This is a genomic window from Pedobacter hartonius (genome assembly GCF_900107535.1).
GTDB lineage: Bacteria > Bacteroidota > Bacteroidia > Sphingobacteriales > Sphingobacteriaceae > Pedobacter > Pedobacter hartonius.
Genome location: NZ_FNRA01000004.1, coordinates 66,296 through 88,054 on the forward strand (window position 1 = coordinate 66,296; position 21,759 = coordinate 88,054).

Genomic DNA, 21,759 nt, shown 5'->3' on the forward strand with positions numbered 1-21,759 from the left:
CAATGAGAAGATTTTGTTGGGCCGGCCTGGTGTTCATCCTGATTGGCGGATGCGGACGTAAAATACCGGAGGACATCATCCAGCCAAAAGTAATACGTCTTGTTTTATATGATATGCATATAGCTGACGGTTATATTTCCACCATTCCTGTTCCCGATTCGGCAAAAAAAGTTGGTTCATCTTATTATAAAGCGATCTATAAAAAATATGGTATAGATTCGGTCATCTACAACAGAAGCATGAACTATTACTATGACCATGTAGATGATATAGGTGGTATCTATGCTGATGTAACGGCAAGCCTGCAAAAATCTAAAGATAGTATCGACAAAATCCAGGCTAAAATCCTGAAGAAAGAAGAGGCTGCAAAAAAGATGAAGAAAGACAGTGCAGACCGGGCTAACCCTAAACTGGTGGCCGCCAGGGCAGATTCTGTAAAAAAAGCAAAAAAGGACAGCACAGCCAAAGTGAAGATTGAAATTGCAACTAAAGCACTGACAGTTAAAAAGGCAAAAAAAGATAGCGCGGAGAAAGCCAGACTGAAAAGCATAAAGAGAGCTGATGCGCCTAAAAAGGTAAATTAAACATGATATATCCCGATAATTGTTTAGAAAGACTTGGCTTCAATGAAGTGAAGCAACTCATCTATAAGCACTGCCTGAGCCCTATGGGGCAATACATGATCGGCAAGATGCAGGTGATGAACAAATATGATCAGATCAACAAATTTTTAAGACAGACTAAAGAATTTAAAAATATACTGGAGAATCAGGAACCACTGCAGATCAGTACTTTTTTTGATATAAAATCCCTGGCCGACAAGATCCGGGTGGAGGGCAGTTACCTCTTGGAAGATGAACTTTTCCAGATCTATCAGTCCCTGCAAACTGTATTTTCGGTGCTGCGCTTCTTTGAAGAAAGAGCCGGCGTTTATCCCAACCTGGAAGCACTCTTTGAACATCTCCCCGTAGAGAAGAATATCCTGAAGAAAATAGAGACCATTCTGGATCCCAAAGGAAAGATCAAACCAAATGCTTCCGCAAAATTACAGGAGATCAGCAGTGATATTGCCAAAGGCGAACAGGAAGTACGCAAACGTATGGACAGCATTTACCGGCAGGCTGTAGCCAGTAACTGGGTGGCGGACGGAAGCCTGACCATCCGTGACGGAAGAATGTGTATCCCTATCATTGCTGACCATAAACGCAAGCTTAAAGGTTTTATCCATGATGAATCTGCAAGCGGGCAGACCGTTTACCTGGAGCCTGAGGAAGTATTTACGCTCAACAATAGGATCAGGGACCTCGAATTTGATAAAAGGCGGGAGATCATCAGAATCTTAATTGCCCTTACAGACGATTTGAGGCCTTATCAGCCGTTATTGCTCTCTTATCATGGATTCCTTACCAAACTGGATTTTGTACGGGCAAAGGCGCTGTTTGCCATTGAAGTTGAAGCTGATATGCCTGTTCTGGTAGCAGAACCACGGATCAAATTGATCAATGCACGGCATCCCTTATTGTATTTATCCTTCAAGGAAGATAAAAAAACAGTGGTTCCGCTCAATATTCATATGAATGAGAATTTGAGGATCGTACTTGTTTCAGGACCCAATGCAGGAGGAAAATCAGTTTGCATGAAAACCGTCGGATTATTACAGCTGATGCTGCAGTCTGGTTTACTGATTCCTGTCCATGAATCAAGTGAAGTCGGTATTTTTGACAATATCTTTGCCGATATCGGCGATGACCAGAGTATAGAAAGCGACCTCAGTACCTATAGCGCGCATTTAACAAAAATGCGGTATTTTGTAGCCCATGCCACTCCAAAATCCCTGGTGATGATCGATGAGTTCGGTACAGGTACTGACCCCCAGTTTGGAGGCCCCATGGCCGAAGCTGTGCTTGAAGTATTGAACAACAAAAAGGTAAGAGGGGTGATTACCACGCATTATTCCAATCTGAAGTTGTTTGCCGGAAATACGCCGGGGCTGGAAAATGCTTCGATGTTATTTGATAATGATAAAATGAAACCCCTGTATGTACTGGAAATTGGCAAGCCCGGAAGTTCTTATGCTTTTGAGATTGCACAGAATATCGGCCTTCAAAAGGAAGTGCTCCAGTTGGCAAGGAAAAAGACCGGTACTAACCAGAACCGTATAGACAGTTTGCTGGTAGACCTGGAACGGGAGAAAAAACAGATTTATGATACCAAGGTTCACCTGGCCAATCAGCAGAATAAAGTAAAAAACCTCGTTGCTGAGAATGAAAAATTACAGCTCTTTCTTGACGAAAACAGGAAGACACTCCTCAAAGAGGCGAAACTCGAGGCACAGGCGATCATTAAAAATGCAAATAAGCTGGTAGAAAATACCATCGCAGGTATTAAAGAAAACCAGGCAGATAAAGTGGCCACCAAAGAATTGCGGCAAAATCTGCAAAAGGAATTGGTGCAGCACCAGGTTAAGGAAGAGAAGAAACCCGAAAAGGCCGTTCCGTTGGGTACGCCTATTGAAGTGGGCGACTGGGTGCAGTTACTCAACAGCGAAACTACTGGACAGGTTCTTGAAATCAACCGCGGCAATCTGGTTTTAGCTTTGGGTGATCTGCGTTCTGTGGTTAAAAAAGAACGTGTACAGAAGATCAGCAATAAACAGGCAAAGAAGGTAGTGCAAAGCAATTCTTTCTCAGGAAGGATATCCGAGGCCATCGGCAGTTTTAGTGCAGAGCTGGATCTCCGTGGTATGCGCGGGGAGAATGCCATCCAGGAAGTGGAGAAATATATGGACAAGTCGATCATGCTGGGCTTTCCGTTTATTAAACTGATCCATGGTAAAGGAGATGGTATCCTCAGAAAACTGATCAGGGAATACCTCAAAAAATACCGGGAGGTAAACCGTGTGGAAGACGAACATGCAGACAGAGGGGGAGATGGTATAACGTATGTGTATTTCAATTAATTAACTAAACTTTTTCATCAGACACCTGTTGTACTGTAAACACTGTGCTATGAACCTGCTGTGATTAAAATAATTATTAGGCTCAGAGGCCATAATTATTTAATCGTCAAAGGCTTTATCTAAGAATTGAAACAATAAATTAAATAGATGAGAAGAATATTTACTTTAATTTTTAGCCTGTTTATCCTGTCAGCCTGCGAAAAAGGCGGGGGTGATGAGAGTGAAAAGAAACTGCCCGATGCCGAACTAAAAACAGAGGTTCTTACCCAATCTCTGGTCTTTCCATGGGAAATGGTTTACGGATCGGATAACTATATCTGGTTTACCGAAAGGGCCGGAAAGATCAGCCGTCTGAATCCGAAGAACGGCGTAATTGCCCTGGTACATACGATCACTGAAGTGAACAGCACAGGAGAAGGGGGGCTGCTTGGAATGGCATTGCATCCTGATTTCAACAATAATCCCTATGTATATGTTATTTATGATTACAAAAGCGGGACCAATTACCGGGGTAAAGTAGTACGCTTTACGTTTAATAATGGTGTACTGCTGGAGCCGCTGGTGTTACTGGATCAAATCCCCGCATCTTCCAATCACGACGGCTCACGCCTGCTGATCACGCCGGACATGAAATTACTGGTTACTACCGGGGATGCCAATACAGCCGCAAATGCGCAGGATACCAGTAGTTTATCGGGTAAGATATTGAGGATAAACCTGGATGGCTCAATTCCTGAGGACAATCCTTTTCCCGGAAACCGGATCTGGACCTATGGACACCGCAACCCTCAGGGACTGGTGCTTGCAAACAATAAAGTATATTCTTCAGAACACGGGCCGAATAACGATGATGAGGTCAATCTGATTGAGAAGGGTAAAAACTATGGATGGCCAAATATTGAAGGCTTTTGCAATACTACAACAGAAAAAGCTTTTTGTGCTTTGAATGAAGTCACTGAGCCTATGATGGCATGGACACCCACTATCGCCCCCTCAGGGTTAATATATTATGATTCTGATTATCTTCCGCAATGGAAAAATTCCCTGCTGATGGTCACTTTAAAGGGTACTAAACTGGTACAGCTGAAACTTGATGAAACTGGTGATAAGGTTACCGGCAGTCAGGATTTTTTCCTGAACCAGTTTGGCAGGCTGAGAGCCGTGTGTCAGTCGCCCGATGGAAAAGTATACCTCGCAACCAGCAATGGCGTTGATGATAAGATCATAGAGGTATCTACGAAATAGTCATTTCCTGCAAAGTTTATCACCAGAGAAACAATTTTAAATTCCATCTGATATTTGGTGGGATTTGTTTTTATCTATAATTTAGCTGTCAAACCAAATATATGATCAATAAAAAAGTATCGGGGGCTGAAGAAGCCATCCGCGATATCACAGACGGCAAAACGTTGATGCTGGGTGGTTTCGGACTATGCGGTATTCCTGAAAATTGCATTTCGGCACTGGTAAAAAAAGGTGTGAAAGACCTTACCTGCATCTCCAACAATGCGGGGGTAGATGATTTTGGGATCGGCCTGTTACTCAAAACGCGCCAGGTAAAAAAAATGATCTCTTCCTATGTAGGTGAGAATGCCGAATTTGAGCGTCAGCTCTTAAGTGCTGAACTCGAGGTGGAGCTTATCCCGCAGGGAACATTAGCTACACGCTGCATGGCTGCGGGGTACGGCATGCCTGCAATTTTCACACCTGCCGGCGTGGGTACTGAAGTGGCGGAAGGCAAGGAAACAAGGAACTTTAATGGAAAAGAATACCTGATGGAATATGCATTTGATGCAGATTTTGCGCTGGTAAAAGCATGGAAAGGAGATACCGCAGGAAATCTGATCTTCCGCTCCACAAGCCGTAACTTTAATCCTGTGATGGCTATGGCAGGTAAAATTACCATCGCCGAAGTAGAGGAACTGGTTGAGCCGGGTGAACTGGACCCCGACCATATCCATACACCCGGCGTATATGTTCACCGTATTTTCCAGGGAGCAGATTACGAAAAGAGAATTGAGCAGCGTACCACCAGGCCTCGTGGCTAATCCAATCAGAAGTATATGTTAGACAAGAACGGAATAGCGAGACGTATCGCTAAAGAAATAAAAGATGGTTATTATGTTAACCTTGGAATAGGAATTCCCACACTGGTTGCCAATTACATTCCTGAAGGAGTAAATGTAGTGCTGCAATCTGAGAATGGCTTACTGGGGATGGGCCCTTTTCCTTTTGAAGGCGAAGAAGATCCCGATATGATCAATGCAGGCAAACAAACGATCACCACTTTGCCTGGTTCATCTGTTTTTGACTCTGCTATGAGCTTTGGAATGATCAGAAGTCAGAAAATAGACCTGACAATACTCGGAGCAATGGAAGTATCGGAAAATGGTGATATTGCCAACTGGAAGATTCCCGGTAAAATGGTGAAAGGAATGGGCGGTGCCATGGATCTCGTTGCATCGGCAAAAAATATCATTGTTGCCATGCAGCATATCAATAAAGCAGGGGAGAGTAAGCTTTTACCAAGCTGTACTTTGCCGCTGACAGGGGTAAACTGTATCAGAAAAGTGGTCACGGAACTTGCCGTGCTGGATATCTTACCCGAAGGTGGCTTCAGGTTAATTGAGCGTGCCCCGGGAGTGAGCGTTGATTTTATTATTCAATCTACCTCAGGGAAATTGTTTGCTGAAGCAGATGTGAAAGAGATGGATTTAAACTGATCCCTATGGGATCAGTACAGTTTCCTTTAGCTCATCTGATATCTCTTTGGAGATCGTGATGATATCATCAGCAACGTGTTTATTGTTCAGGATGATCTTTTGACAGGACTCTTTATAAGGTAAAAGATATTGTTTATAGGCAGGAATCACGTGGTTAACCCATTGGTACATGACCATATCGCGGGTGTAACCGCGTTCTATTTCATCGCGGGAGATCCTCCGGTTAAGTGTGATCTCTTCATCAGCATCCATAAAGATCTTAAGATCGAATAATTTAGCGATTTCAGGGTAGTGGAAAACGAATAAACCTTCTACAATGATGATAGGGGCAGTGGTGATATTGAGCAGACGCGCATTTTCCTCGTTTACATTAAACGTGTATTCTTTTTTTTCGATTGAACCTCCGGAGATCAGTAATTTCAGGTCGTTCAGTAACTTTTCGTCATCAATACCCTCGGGTACGTCAAAATTGATCCAGCCGTTCTCATCAATCTTCTGAAGTTCCTTCGGCCTGTAGTAATCATCCTGTGAGATTAAACATACTTCCTCAGGATTGAAGTGATGTAGAAAACATTTTAAAAAAAAGGTTTTACCTGAGCCGCTTCCTCCTGCAACACCTATAATATAAGGCTTGTTATTGTTCATTTGCTTGTCCACTGTACGTTAGATTGCACAAAAAACGCTTATCTAATGCACCCAATGCATCAGCTACCGCTTTTGTCATTACAATTATAACATCTTTTGTAGACTCATTCTCTGTAAATTTACCAACAACCTTTGCAAAAGTTGATCTGTTACTCATCGGATTGGTGATTTTCATGATTGTTCCGACGGGTGCACTGCGGTGCAGGACCAGCATTTTTGAGGAATCCAGATCGGGATCCATGATCCATACACCGGTACCTTTCTCATCCATCTGGCTCAGTCCGTAGCGGCTGGGCGGCAATCGCAATGATGGGTTTTTAACAGATTCAGCGGTGTCAGAACTTAAAGAAGCAGGATCTGTTGTGTGCTCCCCGTTTACAGGGTACTGACCGCTGATCAGTAATTTCTGACCAACATACAGGGAGTTGGTGCTGAGGTTATTCTTTGCTTTCAGCTGATCTAATGTCAGGCTGTATTTGGTGGCTATAGAATACATCGTTTCATTGCCGGCAACGGTGTGTACTACCAGCTGGTCTTTGGAAACAGGAGCTTCCTGTTTTGGCAGCTGCACAGGTACAGCCTTATTGACTACTGTTTCAGTTTTCTTTGAGGTATCCGGTTTCTTGTACTGACCTTGTACTGGAACTGCTGCCGTTGTAACGGGCGGAGTTGTTGTACCAGCCGGGTTTGTTGTGACAGGACCTGTATTTCCCGCGCCTGTATTAGCCGGCGCCTTTGCGATAGGAGCTGTTGCTGCCTGAGCAGTAGTTACAGGTGCAGCCGGGGCCTGTGCGACCGTTCCGGTTGTTTCATCTGTAGCTGTTCCTTCTTTCGCCGGGATTTTTAATACCTGCCCGATCTGAAGATTGATAGACCGTAAGTTGTTCACCCGTTTAATTTCGTCTACTGTTGTGCCATACTTTTTGGCAATTATATTCAGGTTTTCCTTCCGCTGGACTGAGTGTTCTATTAAAGTCGTATTCTCTTCAGTAGCTGCAGCAGGTTTTCCCACGGCCAGGGTAGTGCTGGCCGGAGCTGAGGTCTTAGTCTCAGGGGACATCTTTGAGGCCGTTCCTGATTTCACAGCTCTGGGTTCCGAAAATGGAATATCTGTAGGTACTTTTATGATAACCCCGAGTGATAAATATTTATCATTATTGAAGGTCATGATCACTTTCGGGCTGACGTTATATCTTCTGGAAATCGAATAATAGGTGTCCTTGGCTATGACCTGGTGTAATATAATCTTCTTGCCTTTTAAATTTTCAACGCCGATGGAATCTCTCAGATGATCAGCTTTTGCCGCCGAAAAATTCAGGAAGATGGCAAATATCGCCAGTATATAATATCTATGCATTAATAGTCCTTATGAATGATTAGTTAGGCAATTATACGAATAATATATAAGAGCCTGAATTATGAATATTAAACGGAAATTCCAGAAGTGTATTGTAATCATCCCGCTTTTTAAAAAACCATTTGCAATGTATATTTGTTTATTACCTATAGGTTACTAAACAAAATAAATTTATAAAATATTATGGACGCAAAAGAAATTAGTTTGATTGAGAAAGAAGTGAAGGCAGTTGTAGATCTGCTGAATGATTATCTGGCAAACTATCATATTCACTATCAAAAATTAAGAGGATGCCACTGGAATATCAAGGGACAGAACTTCTTTACTTTGCATGTTAAATTTGAAGAGTTGTATACCAATGCGCAGGAAACTATTGACGAAATAGCCGAACGCGTGTTAACACTGGGCAAACCGCCACACAGCCGTTTTACTGATTATATCAATGAGTCAGTGATCAAAGAGATCAACACGATAGGCCTTCAGGACCTTGCCATGGTTGATGCTATCCTGGATGATATGTCACTGCTGATCCAGCTGGAACGTGAGTTGATGGAAGCTTCTGCAAATGCAGGTGATGACGGTACAAACGACATGGTGAACAGGTTCATGCAGTACAAAGAGAAAAACACCTGGATGCTGCGTTCTTTCGCTGGTAAAAAATAAGCTAATTCAATTAGATATGTAAAAACCGTGCAGACCGCATGGTTTTTCTTGTTTTCGGCCCTATACCCAAAAAAATACTTCATACCTTTGATCCGATGGGATATAAAAGCCTGGCTGAATGTGTTGCTGATCTGGAGAAACACGGCCATTTATTACGTATAAAAGAAGAGGTAGATCCTTACCTGGAAATGGCTGCCATTCACCTGCGGGTGTATGAACAAAAAGGACCTGCCTTGTTTTTTGAAAAGATAAAAGGAAGTCCTTTTCCTGCTGTATCTAATCTTTTCGGAACCCTGGAAAGGTCAAAATTTATGTTCCGTGACAGCCTGCAGCGTGTTGGGCAGCTGGTTGATCTCCGTTCTGATCCCATAAAGGCATTGAAAAACCCTTTTAAATTTGCCGGGGCAGGGCTCACGGCCTTTTCTGCTTTACCCATGCAGCAGCAGTTGTTTAAATCTGCATTTCAAAAAACAACTATCAGTCAGCTTCCGCAGATTGTGAACTGGCCAATGGATGGCGGGCCATTTATTACCATGCCCCAGGTATATACTGAAGACGCAGATCAACCAGGGGTGATGAATGCAAACCTGGGGATGTACCGTATACAGCTGGCAGGTAATGAATATATCAAAGATCAGGAAGTCGGGTTGCATTACCAGATCCACAGAGGGATAGGCGTGCACCAGAGCAAGGCCAATGCAAAAGGTATACCTTTAAAGGTCAGCATCTTCGTCGGAGGCCCGCCTTCACACCCCCTTGCAGCAGTGATGCCGTTACCCGAGGGATTATCTGAGATGACTTTTGCGGGAGCGCTCGGGAACCGCCGTTTCCGTTATTTTTATGACGATGAAGGTTTTTGTATTTCCGCAGATGCGGATTTTGTGATCACCGGAACAGTTCAGCCCGGAGAAAACAAGCCTGAAGGCCCCTTTGGCGATCACTTGGGGTATTATAGTCTCAGCCATCCCTTTCCCTTGCTAAAAGTACATAACGTTTATCACCGTAAGGATGCGATCTGGTCATTTACCGTTGTAGGGCGCCCTCCGCAGGAGGATACCAGTTTTGGCGCACTGATCCATGAAATTACCGGTTCGGCATTGCCGCAGGAGATCCATGGGTTAAAGGAAGTGAATGCAGTTGATGCTGCGGGGGTACATCCGCTTTTGTTTGCCATTGGCAGCGAAAGGTATACCCCGTTCTTAAAAGAGCGCAGGCCTCAGGAAATCCTGACCATTGCCAATCATATCCTGGGTAAAAACCAGTTGAGTTTAGCCAAATATGTATTTATCGCTGCACGCGAAGACAATGAAAATTTAGATACTCACGATATTGAGGTATTCCTTCATCATATTTTGTCACGAATAGATTTCAGCCGTGACCTTCACTTTTATACGCAGACTACCATTGATACGCTTGACTATAGTGGGGAAGGTTTAAACAGTGGGTCGAAGGTGGTATTTGCTGCAGCTGGTGAGCAAAAAAGAGTGTTATCGGTTACTGAACCGGCTGGTTTCAGGTTTCCTGACAATTTTAATGACCATCATATGGTGATGCCGGGGGTAATGGCTATTAGTATTTCTCCTTATAAAAATGCGGCTGAAACCGAACTGCTTGTTTCTGAACTTAACCTACAGCTAAAAGACATTTCTCTGGAAGGACTTGCATTAATCATCTTATGTGACGATGCTGCGTTTACTGCTGAAACTATCAATAACTTTGTATGGGTAACTTTTACCAGGAGCAATCCTGCAGCAGATATATATGGTATAGGTGCATTTACAAAAGATAAACACTGGGGTTGTGCCGGGCCTCTGGTTATTGACGCCAGGAAAAAGCCGCATCATGCACCTGAGCTGATCAAGGATGCTGAAGTGGAACGCCGGATTGACAGATTTGGAATTTAATCATAAAAAAATCCCCTGTTCAGGTAAGGAGCAGGGGATTTTTTATATGATTAAATATTAGAATTTCACTCCTAATGTTAGAAATACATTGTTTCTTGCCAGTTTTGCAGAAGCTATAGGCTCGCTAAAGTTATTCAATTCATAAGGGCTGAATGTATTTGTAGTTGTAGTACGCTGATAAGCAGCATCTATATACCACATGCTGAATCTGTAGCCAATACCACCTGAATAATATTTCACATCAAAAGTATTTTTGTCATCATCTTTATATGGACTGCCATTCACTCCATAACCAGCTCTCAGACTAAAATTTTCAATTCTGTATTCACCACCGACCCTGTAATTAAGGGCGTTGGTATAATTCTCTTTAATATAAGCATTGTTATCTGCGATGATATCGCTATAGCCATCACTTACTGAAAAGTGAGTAGTTCCGTAATCCACATAATCAAGGTCTGCTGTTAATAAAGCATTTTTTGCGATGATTACACTACCACCAAGAGATGCTTTGTATGGAGTACGCAGGTTGTAATTGAAGTTTGAATTAATTACGTTTCCGGTGAAGTTATTGCCTCCTGAAAAACGTGTATCAAGTACTTCTGAATAGTCGTCCTCAACATGCATCCATGTAGGCAATTGGAACGTAGCGCCAATCCTAACAATATCAATTGGTTTGTAGATTGCTCCAATACGTCCGTTAACACCTGATCCGCTGGTACTCTGGTATGTTCTGTAAGCCAGGTTATAAGTTTCACCAACTGCAGGGGGGGCTGAAGGATTTGGGTTATCGGTTGTAGGAAGGGTAGGCAGAATAGTTTTCGTAACTATGCCGGACTCAGTATATAATTTATCACTGGTATAACGTACATCTACAAAACCTATACTTGCTCCCAGATACAGTTTATTGGAGATATTCATACCACCTGCAAAATTGAATTCAGACGTTGAGCCCTGTCTGATTTCGCTTTGGTTCTGGTCATTGGCGGCCGTAGTTACGGAAGCATATTGTCCGCTACCACGTGACGTTTCGTCAATCAAATATCCCTGATAAGCAGCTGCCGGAATGTAATCCAAGTTACCCGTCGCTATGCCATTAGCTTGCTCTGCAAACGAATTTGAGATAGAGTTGCTGCTGTTCCGTCCCTGATAGTTGTTATTTTGATAGAAATCATTGTTTCTGTTATACCCGATTCCCCATACAAAACTCAGTACTCCTTTATTCAGATCTGAACCTTTAGGTTTGACCACAGGATTGTACCATACTACCGCAGCCTGGTTCAGATTGAACTGGTTTTTAGTAGATTTGGTTTGCTGGCCAAGGAAGCTGGCATTAGACTGAATGTTATTGAACTCAGGAGTTACACTGAATTCTGAGCGGGTGAACATACCTAAACCGGCAGGGTTACCGCCGATAGAACTGATGTCACCACCTAAACTGATCTGGGCATTTCCCAGACCCTTGAAACGTGCAGAACTTCCGTAATCAGTACGGGAAAATCTTAATGCATCGCCTGCATATACTCCATCTTGGGCATATATATTACCTGTAGTACCTACTATAGCTACTACTAATAGTTGAATGAATTTTTTCATTTAGAATTTTAGATTATTAATTACCTCTGCCTCCGCGACCGCCGCCACCTGATCTGCCACCGCCGCCACTATAGCCGCCACCACCGCCGCTATAACCGCCGGATGGTCTGCCACTGGATTGAGGAGTGTAACTTCTGTCCGGAGTGTAACTTTGTGATCTTGGAGCTCTGCTGCTACCATTGTTGTATGATCCTACGCTGCCTCTGCCACCCCGTCCGCCATAACCTGCAGCACCGTTTGCATTGTAAGCCCTTGAACCATTACCATTGTAGCCGCTTCTGCCTCTGCCGTAGATAGCATTTTCACCGCCCCGGCCGCCTCTTGGTCTGTAGGTACTGTTACGGTAATAACCGCCGCCGCCCCAAAGTCCACCATAATAGCCACCGTAAAATCCGCCGTATCCGCCGTAAAGTCCACCATAATAACCGCCGTATCCCCAGGGAGAGAAGAAAGGATCATAAAATCCGCCGTATCCGCCCCAGCCACCGTAACCGCCGCCCCAGCCATAACCAAGACCGAAACCAAAGCCGCCGCCGTAACCACCATACCATGGGCTTCCAAAGCCTAAACCAACATTCCAGCCGGAATAGTAAGGCGAGTATCCGCCATAATAAGGATCAAAGTAACCTCTGTTACCGCTTCCGTAATAAAATCTATTTATTCTTGAAGAGTAGCTCATATCTGCATACTCATCATTGCTGCCATAATAATCATCCTGATCATTATAGTCATTGTCTACTGTTTGTGAATACTGGGTTGGCGGAGGTGCCGAATACTCCACTGCCTGAGCTTTTGTGCCGTAAACGTCGTCGTCATTCCGCGCTTGCTGGGCCATCTGCTGAGTACCGCAGGAGGACAGGGCGAGAGCCGCTATCACCAGCATACTGGATAATAAATGGTTAGGTTTCATAATATGTGAGTTCATTGTGTGTGTAAACAATTTTTTTCGTAGGCATAAATTTATAAATTTGTAACCTATCATGCAAGTTATTTAACACAAAAAGCATTCCAAACAGTTATGAGCAAAGGTATTACAAGTAAGAACGAGGATTATTCCCAGTGGTATAACGATATTGTTATAAAAGCCGACCTGGCGGAACATTCAGCTGTTAAAGGGTGTATGGTTATAAAGCCCTATGGCTATTCTATTTGGGAAAAAATGCAGGCCATTTTGGATCAGAAATTTAAAGATACCGGGCACAGTAATGCCTACTTTCCCTTATTCATCCCGAAGTCATTTTTTTCAAAGGAAGCGGCGCACGTAGAAGGATTTGCGACAGAATGTGCTGTTGTGACACATTATCGTCTGAAAAATGACGGGGAAGGCAACATTATCGTTGATCCGGACGCCAAACTGGAAGAGGAACTGATCGTAAGACCTACCTCCGAAACCATCATATGGAACACTTTCAGGGGTTGGGTACAATCCTACCGGGACCTTCCTCTACTGATCAATCAGTGGGCAAATGTGGTAAGATGGGAAATGCGCACGCGTTTATTCCTTCGTACAGCAGAATTCCTGTGGCAGGAGGGGCATACTGCCCATGCTACTTCGGAAGAAGCCGTAGCGGAAACAGAGAAAATGCTGGACGTATATGCGGATTTCGCAGAAAACTGGATGGCATTGCCTGTGGTGAAAGGAAAGAAAACTCCCAATGAACGTTTTGCAGGAGCATTAGACACCTATTGTATCGAAGCTTTGATGCAGGATGGAAAAGCACTGCAGGCAGGTACTTCGCATTTTCTGGGACAGAACTTCGCCAAGGCATTTGATGTGAAGTTCACCAGCAAAGAAGGAAAGCAGGAACATGTATGGGCAAGTTCATGGGGGGTATCTACCCGTATGATCGGTGCGCTGATCATGGCCCATAGTGATGATCAGGGACTGGTTCTTCCGCCGATGCTGGCACCGATACAGGTAGTGATCGTTCCGATCTACAAAACTGATGAAGAGCTGAAAGCGATATCTATATTTGTGAGCGGATTAATGCCTAAATTGAAGAAAATGGGTGTTTCCGTGAAATATGATGACAGGGATACACAGCGTCCGGGATTCAAATTTGCAGAATATGAACTGAAAGGTGTGCCGGTACGACTGGCCATCGGTAGCAGGGATATGGAAAACGGAACCGTTGAACTGGCCAGAAGGGATACCAGAGAAAAATTTACGGTAAACCAGGAAGGCCTGGATTACTATATCGGGAATTTGCTGGAAGATATTCAGGCAAACATCTATAAAAAAGCGGCCGATTACAGAGCTGAACATATTACTCCTGCAAACTCTTATGATGAATTTAAGGAGCTGCTGGATACCAAGGCCGGTTTTATTACAGCGCACTGGGATGGTACGCCTGAAACCGAACAGAAAATAAAAGAAGAAACCAAAGCCACGATCAGGTGTATTCCTTTGGATAACAAACTCGAAGAGGGTGTGTGTATCTATTCCGGAAAACCATCTGTTCAGCGCGTTTTATTTGCCCGTGCTTACTAGGCACCAGCAACAACAACTTAAAAAAGAGCAACATGAAATTTGCAACTAAAGCTATACATGCAGGTCAGGAACCTGATCCTTCAACAGGAGCAGTAATGACCCCGATCTATCAAACGTCCACCTACTGGCAGAAAGCTCCGGGTGATAACCAGGGCTTTGAATATTCAAGAGGCACGAATCCTACGCGCCAGGCATTGGAAAAATGCCTCGCAGCACTGGAAAATGCAAAATATGGCCTTGCTTTCTCTTCCGGAATGGGAGCTACAGATGCCGTAATGCATTTGCTGCAGCCGGGTGATGAGGTGATCACCGGTAATGATCTTTATGGAGGTTCTTACCGCATATTTACGAAGGTATATGCAAAGTATGGCATTAAGTTTCATTTTCTGGATATGTCTAAACCTGAGAATATCCTTCCTTACATCAATGAAAAAACTAAGCTGGTTTGGATAGAAACACCTACCAATCCCACCATGCAGATTGTTGATATCGAAGGTATGGCGAAGATCACTAAGGAAAAAGGCCTGATCCTGACTGTAGACAACACCTTTGCCTCACCTTATCTGCAGAATCCTATTGATCTGGGAGCTGACATCGTAATGCATTCTGTTACCAAATACATTGGCGGCCACTCTGATGTAGTGATGGGTGCATTGCTGACAAACAGCGACAGCCTCTATAAGGACCTCTGGTTCATTTACAATGCTGTTGGTGCTACTCCCGGCCCTCAGGATGCATTCCTGGTGCTTAGAGGTATTAAAACACTGCATCTCAGGATGAAAGCTCATTGTGAAAATGGTGAGAAGGTAGCGCGTTATCTTAAAAATCATCCGAAGATTGATAAGATCTACTGGCCTGGTTTTGAAGATCATCCGAACCACGATATTGCAAAAAAACAGATGCGTGGTTTTGGCGGTATGGTTTCCATCACTTTAAAAGGTGCCGATCTGGCAGAGACTTTCAGAATAGCCTCTTCTTTCAAGGTATTTACGCTGGCGGAGTCGCTCGGTGGTGTAGAATCGCTGATCAACCATCCAACCAGCATGACCCATGGTTCCATCCCTAAGGAAGAACGCGAAAAGGTAGGGGTAACCGATAACCTTTTGCGCCTGAGTGTAGGCGTGGAAGATATTGACGACCTGCTGGCTGATTTAGAACAAGCACTTAAATAAACAAATTGGAATTTTTAGAATTAAAAGATTTTCTGGATCTCAAAGTTGCCCAGTATAACAGGCCTGCCTTTATTGCCAACGATCCGGTTTGCATTCCCCACAGGTTTTCTAAAAAACAGGATATCGAAATTGCCGCATTTTTTGCGGCAATTTTGGCTTGGGGGCAGCGTAAAACTATTATCAATAAATGTACAGAGCTTTTTCAGCGCATGGATAATGATCCGTACAACTTTATGCTGCAGCATGGTGATGACGACCTGAAGCGTTTGCTGAATTTCAAGCACAGAACCTTCAATGATACTGACCTGCTCTATTTCATTTCGTTTTTCAAACACCATTACAGCCTGTCGGACAGCCTCGAAACGGCTTTTCTTCCGGATGATTTTGCCAGTCGTGAAAACTTTAGGGCAGAACATGCGCTCAATCATTTCAGGACTTACTTTTTTAGCCTGCCGGATTCTCCGCGCAGAACCGTAAAGCATATCTCATCGCCAATGCAGAAATCTACCTGCAAGCGGCTGAATATGTTCCTTCGCTGGATGGTCCGCAAGGACAATATGGGGGTTGATTTTGGTGTCTGGAATACCATTCATCCTTCAGATCTGATCTGCCCCTGTGATGTGCACGTAGACCGTGTGGCCAGGAGGCTCAACCTGATCACTCGTAAACAAACCGACTGGAGAACAGCGGTTGAACTGACGGAAGAGCTTCGTAAATTCGATCCCCGGGATCCTGTAAAATATGATTTTGCACTATTCGGCTTGGGGGTTGAGGAGAAGTTTTAAAAATGGGGTTGTTGTATTTTGTCTGCATTAATTTGCTGCGCAAAAGAACGCAAGGCCAAAATACAATAACCCTATTTTTAAAAGTAAGGGAAGATCCGGGGATTGTCTAAAGATATCGCATCCTGCTTTTGCACCCAACCTGGACACCCCGCCAGGATATTCTGGTGTTAAAATAAAAGGTATAAAAATATTCCGGCCTCAGCGTTCTTTTGCGCAGCAAATTAATGCAGCCGGAATATTTTTATACCTTTTATTTTCCTCTTGGAAAATCCCCCACAAATTCTTTAACTTAGTTCTGCATGATCGTATTTGAAGCAGAGATAGAGCGTTATGAAAAAATGGGCGAAAAAACCGGATGGACTTTCGTTTTCGTTTCTGCGGATATTGCCCAACAGATCAAGCCTGGCTGCAAAAAAAGCTACAGGGTAAAAGGAAGACTGGATGCAGTTGAGATCAGAGGACTCGCCTTAACCCCGATAGGAGAGGGAAATTTTATCATTGCCTTAAAAGCCAGTCTGCGCAAACAGTTGAAAAAGGAAGAAGGCGCCCTGCTGCGTATTGAACTCGAAGAAGACAAAGATTTTAAAATAGAGATGCCTGCCGATCTGGAACTGTGTTTGCTGGAAGAAAGGCATAACATGGAGAGCTTTATGAAGCTGCCGAAGTCACACCAGAACTATTATATCAACTGGCTCAATACTGCCAAAACAGAACCTACACGCATCAAGCGCCTTAGCCAGATCGTGACTGCCATGGATAAACAGATGGAATTTGGCGAAATGATAAGGAATGCTAAAGGGAAATGATCAGCACCTGTTATCTTTCGTATTTTCTGAACCAGCTCGTGATTTTCATTTGTATAACGCCTAAAAAAGCTTCCCTGAAAATCTTGGTGCTCATCTTTGAGGTTCCTTCGGTACGATCGGTAAAAATGATAGGAACTTCAACCACCCTAAAGCCATATTGTATGGCCGTGAATTTCATCTCTATCTGGAAAGCATAACCTACAAACCTGATTTTGTCCATCGGGATAGTCTCAAGAACTATTCTTCTGTAACATTTGAAACCAGCAGTTGCATCCTGTATGTTTATCCTGGTGATCACACGCACATACATTGACGCGAAATAAGACATCAGCACCCTGCTCATCGGCCAGTTGACCACATTCACGCCCTTTACATAACGTGATCCTATGGCTACGTCGGCGCCGTTTACACAGGCCTGGTACAGTTTATAGAGATCTTCAGGATTGTGGGAGAAGTCGGCATCCATCTCAAAGATATACTGATAGGCATTTTTCAATGCCCATTTAAAACCATGGATGTATGCTGTTCCCAATCCCAGTTTACCGGTTCTTTCTTCCAGGTGTAAACCCGAATATTCCAGCTGCAGTTTTCTAACGATATCAGCAGTACCATCTGGAGATCCATCATCAATAATTAAAATTTCAAAGGTGAAATTGAGGTTGAACACCTTGCGGATGATCTTTTCAATATTCTCCTTTTCGTTATAGGTGGGGATAATGACTAGGCTGTCTGACACTTTAATTAATTCTGGTAAAAACTTCCGCGAAAGTATTGAATATAAATGAAAGGTAATAAGTTCTAAAGGATTTTAACAGATTTTTAATCGTTAAAGAATTTTAGTTCTATACAAAAGAACCCGCAATAATTTATTACGGGTTCTTTATTTCAGTGTGAGTCAGCTTAAGCAGCATTCATCATCCGCTGTAACCATTTGGTTAAGAAGAACAGAATGATCGAAGCTGCACCTGCCATAAACACGAAAAGCATAAAAAATTCATGCAGATTATGCATTTCGTAACCAAAAAAGACGGTGGTTTTCGTGCCGTCAGGATACAATGAACTTAACTTTCCGCTCAGTACATTGGCACCGGCATTGGCCAGAAACCATACTGCCATCAGCAGTGAGGCAAATTTTAAAGGAGCAAGTTTATTCACGAGTGATAATCCGATAGGTGACAGGCACAGCTCTCCCCAGGTGTGGAAAGCATACATCCCGATCAGCCACATCATGCTCACCTTGATCCCATTACCTACATTGTCCACACCGATTGCGATCACATAATAACCAATGGCCAGCAGCATCAGGCCCAAAGCCATTTTAGTAGGTGCAGAAGGCTCTCTTCTCCCAAGTTTGATCCATAACCAGGCAAGCACCGGCGCGAATGTAACTACAAAGACTGAGTTTAATGACGAGAACCAGCTGGCAGGAACGGTAAAAAAGCCAAGGTCCCTTTTGGTATTTTCCTCAGCGAAAAAAGTAAGTGAAGCACCGGCCTGTTCAAAAGCACTCCAGAAGAATACCACAAAAAAGGCAACAATGAAGATGACAGACATTTTCTTTTTCTCTACTACGGTCAGGTTTTTATCACTAAAGATCATATACGCGATCCCCAGAACCGCTGCAAGCAGCAGGTAACTGAGGTAGCTGTATACCCTGGCATCAATATAGATCAGGCCCACGCATATGCCGGAGAATACCAGCAACGCAAGGTAAACAAGAACAGGCGAGAGTTCATTCCCTGTCCGCTCAGGTTTCATACCCAGTAGAACGCCTTCAGGGTCTCTCACGTATTTATCTCTTAATAGGATGAAAACTAAAACGCCAAGTAACATCGCAATGGCAGCTGCAAGGAAAGCCCATTTGAAATCGACGGGATTACCCGTATCTCCAACGTATCCGCAGATGAACGGTCCTAAAGCTCCACCGGTGTTAATACCCATATAGAATATCGTGTAAGCTGCATCCAGTCTTTTATCGCCGGCAGGGTACAGCTGCCCCACCATAGAAGAGATGTTTGGTTTAAAGAATCCGTTACCGGCGATCATAAAGCCTAATCCGGAAAAGAAAAGGAAGGCCGAAACATCGGCATTGCTTTGGTAAAGAGAGGCGCAGGCGAACATCAGGAGTTCTCCTAAAGCCATCAGTAGGCCACCGGTAACGATAGAGCGCCGGTTTCCCCAGTACCTGTCTGCCACAAAACCGCCGATAAGAGGGGTAAGGTAAGCCAGGCCGGTATAACTTCCATAAAGGTTTGAGGCGAACGCTTTATCGAACAGCAGTGCTTTTGTCATAAAAAGCACCAGGATTGCACGCATACCGTAATAATTGAAGCGTTCCCACATCTCTGTAGCGAACAGTACATATAATCCTTTGGGATGGCCTTTTGGAGTGTCGTGTATCATCTCCGGCTTAAGGATTTCAGATTGATCCATATTTTTTGTATGTTGGTTTTTTATTTAATAAGTTTCAGTTGAGTTCATAATATAAACAGGCAGTGCCGTAAAATAATTGATTTTATTTATTATTCGCTAAATCCGGCCAAATTAGAATTTTTTTGTGACCGGTATGTCTTTACGTTTAGGGTCGATATAGAGATCGTCCCGGGCGTTCGGATCGTTATTCAGCTCGATGTTTTCAACGAGTTTTAGTTTGTTGCCCAGCAGGCGATAGGCATCAAAGCTTGAATCAGAGGCATAATATTCAAAATTTCCAACCATAGTGGAGTCCATTGGTGCAAGGTGGTCAAAGGCAATGAGCTGTTCTTTTTTATCCAGTCTGAGCGTCATTGTATTTAATTTGTTATACTCAAACACAATCCTGTTTTTGACTGGTGCATTTTTTGCGCCTTCAAAGATCGGTTTGCCAAATTGTACGGTGTTTTCTCCAAATGAAAGGATATCAATCACTTTTTTGGAAGTTTTATTGTTGTTACCCTTCCAGCCCAGTAAAGCGTAACAGGTTTTTTGTCCGGCGGCCATCAATGGTATAACTTCATAATACCTGGCCCCATACCACTGCTTATTTGTGGTAACTACGTTATCATCCTTAAAATGTTCCGTATCATCAATCAGCGGGTATAGCTTCAGCTTTCCGTCGCCCGTTGCCATTTGTATGGTGCCAAAGAAACGGTAGGTACCTTCTTCAGTAGGCACATACCAGGAGAAAATCCTGAATGAACGATCCGGTGAGCTCACTACAGAGATAGTCTTCAGGGAATCGAAGTCATAACTGAAAGAGGATGTTGTCTTTAATGCATTCACCAGCATTTTGATGAATTTTGCATTTTGCCCGAACCGCTGGGTATTGCCCCTGGCCGTAAACATAGTCTGCGTACACTTTAACAGGGAATCCTGATATGAATTCAGGACAACGGCACTTTTCTGGTCGGGTTTAAGCTGTGCAAAAACAGGCGTAATCACACAGCTGCACATAAAGGTTGTCAAACACAAAAGGAGTACCTTCTTCATTAATTTAAGTTTTCAATCACCATTGCGCTTGCGCCGCCGCCACCATTACATATGCCGGCAACGCCTATTTTTCCATTGTTCTGGTTTAATACAGAGAGCAGGGTAACTATAATACGCGCTCCTGATGCACCCAGGGGGTGCCCCATAGCCACAGCGCCGCCATTTACGTTTACCACATCCTCCGTTAAGCCCAGTTCTTTATTATTTGCCAGTGAAACTACAGAAAATGCCTCATTAATCTCGAAGAAATCTACGTCATCTATATTCTTGCCTGCTCTTTGCAGCGCCAGGGGAATAGCTTTTGAGGGAGCAGTGGTAAACCATTCCGGCGCCTGCTGTGCATCAGCATAACTGAGTATGCGTGCCATGGGTTTCAATCCCAGTTCTGCGGCTTTTTCAGCACTCATCAGTACCAGTGCAGCCGCACCGTCATTCAAAGCCGAGGCATTGGCGGCAGTCACGGTGCCATCTTTTTTAAATACAGGTTTTAACCCTGGTATCTTATCAAAATTAACGGTATAAGGATCTTCATCCTTATTCACCACTGTGGTGTTCCCCTTGCGGTCTGTCACCTCCAAGGGTATAATTTCATCTGTAAACTTACCCGTTTCCTGTGCCAACTGGGCCCTTCTGTAGGAGCCCGCCGCATAGTTATCCTGATCCTCGCGGCTGATCCCGCAGGTTGAAGCACACAACTCAGCGGCAGCGCCCATGTGGTAATCATTGTATACATCCCAGAGCCCGTCTTTTACCAGTCCGTCCGTCATTTGGCCGTGGCCTAATCTGTATCCCGTTCTGGCTTTGTCCAGGTAATAGGGAACATTGCTCATGCTTTCCATTCCTCCCGCAACTACAATGTCATTCTGTCCCAAAGCGATGCTCTGTGCAGCAAGCATGATTGCCTTGGTGCCCGAAGCACATACTTTGTTAATAGTGGTGGCAGGCATATCGGGCAGGCCCGCATATTTTGCTGCCTGCGTAGCCGGTGCCTGGCCTAAACTGGCAGATAATACATTGCCCATAAATACTTCCTGTATGTCGCCGGGCTGGACGCCTGCCTGTGCTACTGCAGCTTTAATGGCAAAGCCTCCCAGTTGGGTAGCTGTAAAACCCGATAGTACACCGCCGAAACTTCCGATTGGTGTTCTGAGTGCTGATACAATAACTACTTCTCTCATTTATCTCTATTAAAT

General features: G+C 43.9%; 19 protein-coding genes. 11 read left to right on the forward strand and 8 right to left on the reverse strand.

Going from position 1 to position 21,759, the window contains the following annotated elements; translation table 11 throughout:
• The first annotated feature begins 2 nt into the window (after positions 1-2).
• From BLW16_RS08815 to BLW16_RS08835, 5 genes are all read left to right on the forward strand, one after another.
• Positions 3-584: a DUF4296 domain-containing protein gene (locus BLW16_RS08815; protein WP_090556225.1), complete on the forward strand. Its 582-nt coding sequence runs from the start codon at positions 3-5 to the stop codon at positions 582-584.
• 2 nt (positions 585-586) lie between these two features.
• Positions 587-2,959, forward strand: a complete 2,373-nt coding sequence (locus BLW16_RS08820) for an endonuclease MutS2 (protein WP_090556226.1) — start codon at positions 587-589, stop codon at positions 2,957-2,959.
• A 147-nt stretch (positions 2,960-3,106) separates the two neighbouring features.
• Positions 3,107-4,204 (forward strand): PQQ-dependent sugar dehydrogenase, encoded by a 1,098-nt coding sequence (locus BLW16_RS08825; RefSeq protein WP_090556227.1) that lies wholly within the window; start codon positions 3,107-3,109, stop codon positions 4,202-4,204.
• A gap of 101 nt (positions 4,205-4,305) precedes the next feature.
• Entirely contained in the window at positions 4,306-5,007 is a 702-nt protein-coding gene (locus BLW16_RS08830) for a CoA transferase subunit A (RefSeq protein WP_090556228.1), read from the forward strand.
• A 15-nt stretch (positions 5,008-5,022) separates the two neighbouring features.
• Complete coding sequence (locus BLW16_RS08835; protein ID WP_090556229.1) at positions 5,023-5,682, forward strand: CoA transferase subunit B; 660 nt, start codon at positions 5,023-5,025, stop codon at positions 5,680-5,682.
• 3 nt (positions 5,683-5,685) lie between these two features.
• Here the strand turns inward: BLW16_RS08835 and BLW16_RS08840 are convergent, their stop codons facing one another.
• Positions 5,686-6,327, reverse strand: a complete 642-nt coding sequence (locus BLW16_RS08840) for a uridine kinase family protein (RefSeq protein ID WP_090556230.1) — start codon at positions 6,325-6,327, stop codon at positions 5,686-5,688.
• Positions 6,317-7,684, reverse strand: coding sequence for a LysM peptidoglycan-binding domain-containing protein (locus BLW16_RS08845; protein ID WP_090556231.1), 1,368 nt, complete (start codon positions 7,682-7,684; stop codon positions 6,317-6,319). Before BLW16_RS08845 ends, BLW16_RS08840 begins: the two co-directional genes overlap by 11 nt.
• Positions 7,685-7,867: 183 nt before the next feature.
• On the opposite strand from BLW16_RS08845, the gene BLW16_RS08850 reads away from it, so the two are divergent.
• Positions 7,868-8,347 (forward strand): Dps family protein, encoded by a 480-nt coding sequence (locus BLW16_RS08850; protein ID WP_090556232.1) that lies wholly within the window; start codon positions 7,868-7,870, stop codon positions 8,345-8,347.
• A gap of 95 nt (positions 8,348-8,442) precedes the next feature.
• Positions 8,443-10,251 carry a UbiD family decarboxylase gene (locus tag BLW16_RS08855; RefSeq protein WP_090556503.1) on the forward strand — a complete coding sequence of 603 codons (1,809 nt, stop codon included), beginning with the start codon at positions 8,443-8,445 and terminating at the stop codon, positions 10,249-10,251.
• A 57-nt stretch (positions 10,252-10,308) separates the two neighbouring features.
• Here the strand turns inward: BLW16_RS08855 and BLW16_RS08860 are convergent, their stop codons facing one another.
• Both BLW16_RS08860 and BLW16_RS08865 read right to left on the reverse strand, forming a co-directional pair.
• Positions 10,309-11,844, reverse strand: coding sequence for an OmpP1/FadL family transporter (locus BLW16_RS08860; protein ID WP_090556233.1), 1,536 nt, complete (start codon positions 11,842-11,844; stop codon positions 10,309-10,311).
• A gap of 16 nt (positions 11,845-11,860) precedes the next feature.
• On the reverse strand, positions 11,861-12,754 hold the full coding sequence (locus BLW16_RS08865) for a hypothetical protein (RefSeq protein ID WP_090556234.1): 894 nt from the start codon (positions 12,752-12,754) through the stop codon (positions 11,861-11,863).
• A 108-nt stretch (positions 12,755-12,862) separates the two neighbouring features.
• On the opposite strand from BLW16_RS08865, the gene proS reads away from it, so the two are divergent.
• The 4 genes from proS to BLW16_RS08885 all read left to right on the forward strand — a co-directional run bounded on the left by proS (position 12,863) and on the right by BLW16_RS08885 (position 17,098).
• Entirely contained in the window at positions 12,863-14,335 is a 1,473-nt protein-coding gene (gene proS / locus BLW16_RS08870) for a proline--tRNA ligase (protein ID WP_090556235.1), read from the forward strand.
• Complete coding sequence (locus BLW16_RS08875; protein ID WP_262497158.1) at positions 14,317-15,507, forward strand: cystathionine gamma-synthase; 1,191 nt, start codon at positions 14,317-14,319, stop codon at positions 15,505-15,507. Before proS ends, BLW16_RS08875 begins: the two co-directional genes overlap by 19 nt.
• Before the next feature lie 5 nt (positions 15,508-15,512).
• Positions 15,513-16,292, forward strand: a complete 780-nt coding sequence (locus tag BLW16_RS08880) for a TIGR02757 family protein (RefSeq protein ID WP_090556237.1) — start codon at positions 15,513-15,515, stop codon at positions 16,290-16,292.
• A gap of 299 nt (positions 16,293-16,591) precedes the next feature.
• Positions 16,592-17,098 carry a YdeI/OmpD-associated family protein gene (locus BLW16_RS08885; protein WP_090556238.1) on the forward strand — a complete coding sequence of 169 codons (507 nt, stop codon included), beginning with the start codon at positions 16,592-16,594 and terminating at the stop codon, positions 17,096-17,098.
• 10 nt (positions 17,099-17,108) lie between these two features.
• Here the strand turns inward: BLW16_RS08885 and BLW16_RS08890 are convergent, their stop codons facing one another.
• From BLW16_RS08890 to BLW16_RS08905, 4 genes are all read right to left on the reverse strand, one after another.
• Entirely contained in the window at positions 17,109-17,834 is a 726-nt protein-coding gene (locus tag BLW16_RS08890) for a polyprenol monophosphomannose synthase (RefSeq protein ID WP_090556239.1), read from the reverse strand.
• 164 nt (positions 17,835-17,998) lie between these two features.
• A complete protein-coding gene (locus tag BLW16_RS08895; RefSeq protein ID WP_217631544.1) occupies positions 17,999-19,531 on the reverse strand; it encodes a peptide MFS transporter in 1,533 nt (510 codons plus the stop codon).
• A gap of 111 nt (positions 19,532-19,642) precedes the next feature.
• Entirely contained in the window at positions 19,643-20,566 is a 924-nt protein-coding gene (locus tag BLW16_RS08900) for a hypothetical protein (RefSeq protein ID WP_245735185.1), read from the reverse strand.
• Positions 20,566-21,744, reverse strand: coding sequence for an acetyl-CoA C-acyltransferase (locus BLW16_RS08905; protein ID WP_090556241.1), 1,179 nt, complete (start codon positions 21,742-21,744; stop codon positions 20,566-20,568). Before BLW16_RS08905 ends, BLW16_RS08900 begins: the two co-directional genes overlap by 1 nt.
• Positions 21,745-21,759: the final 15 nt, after the last annotated feature.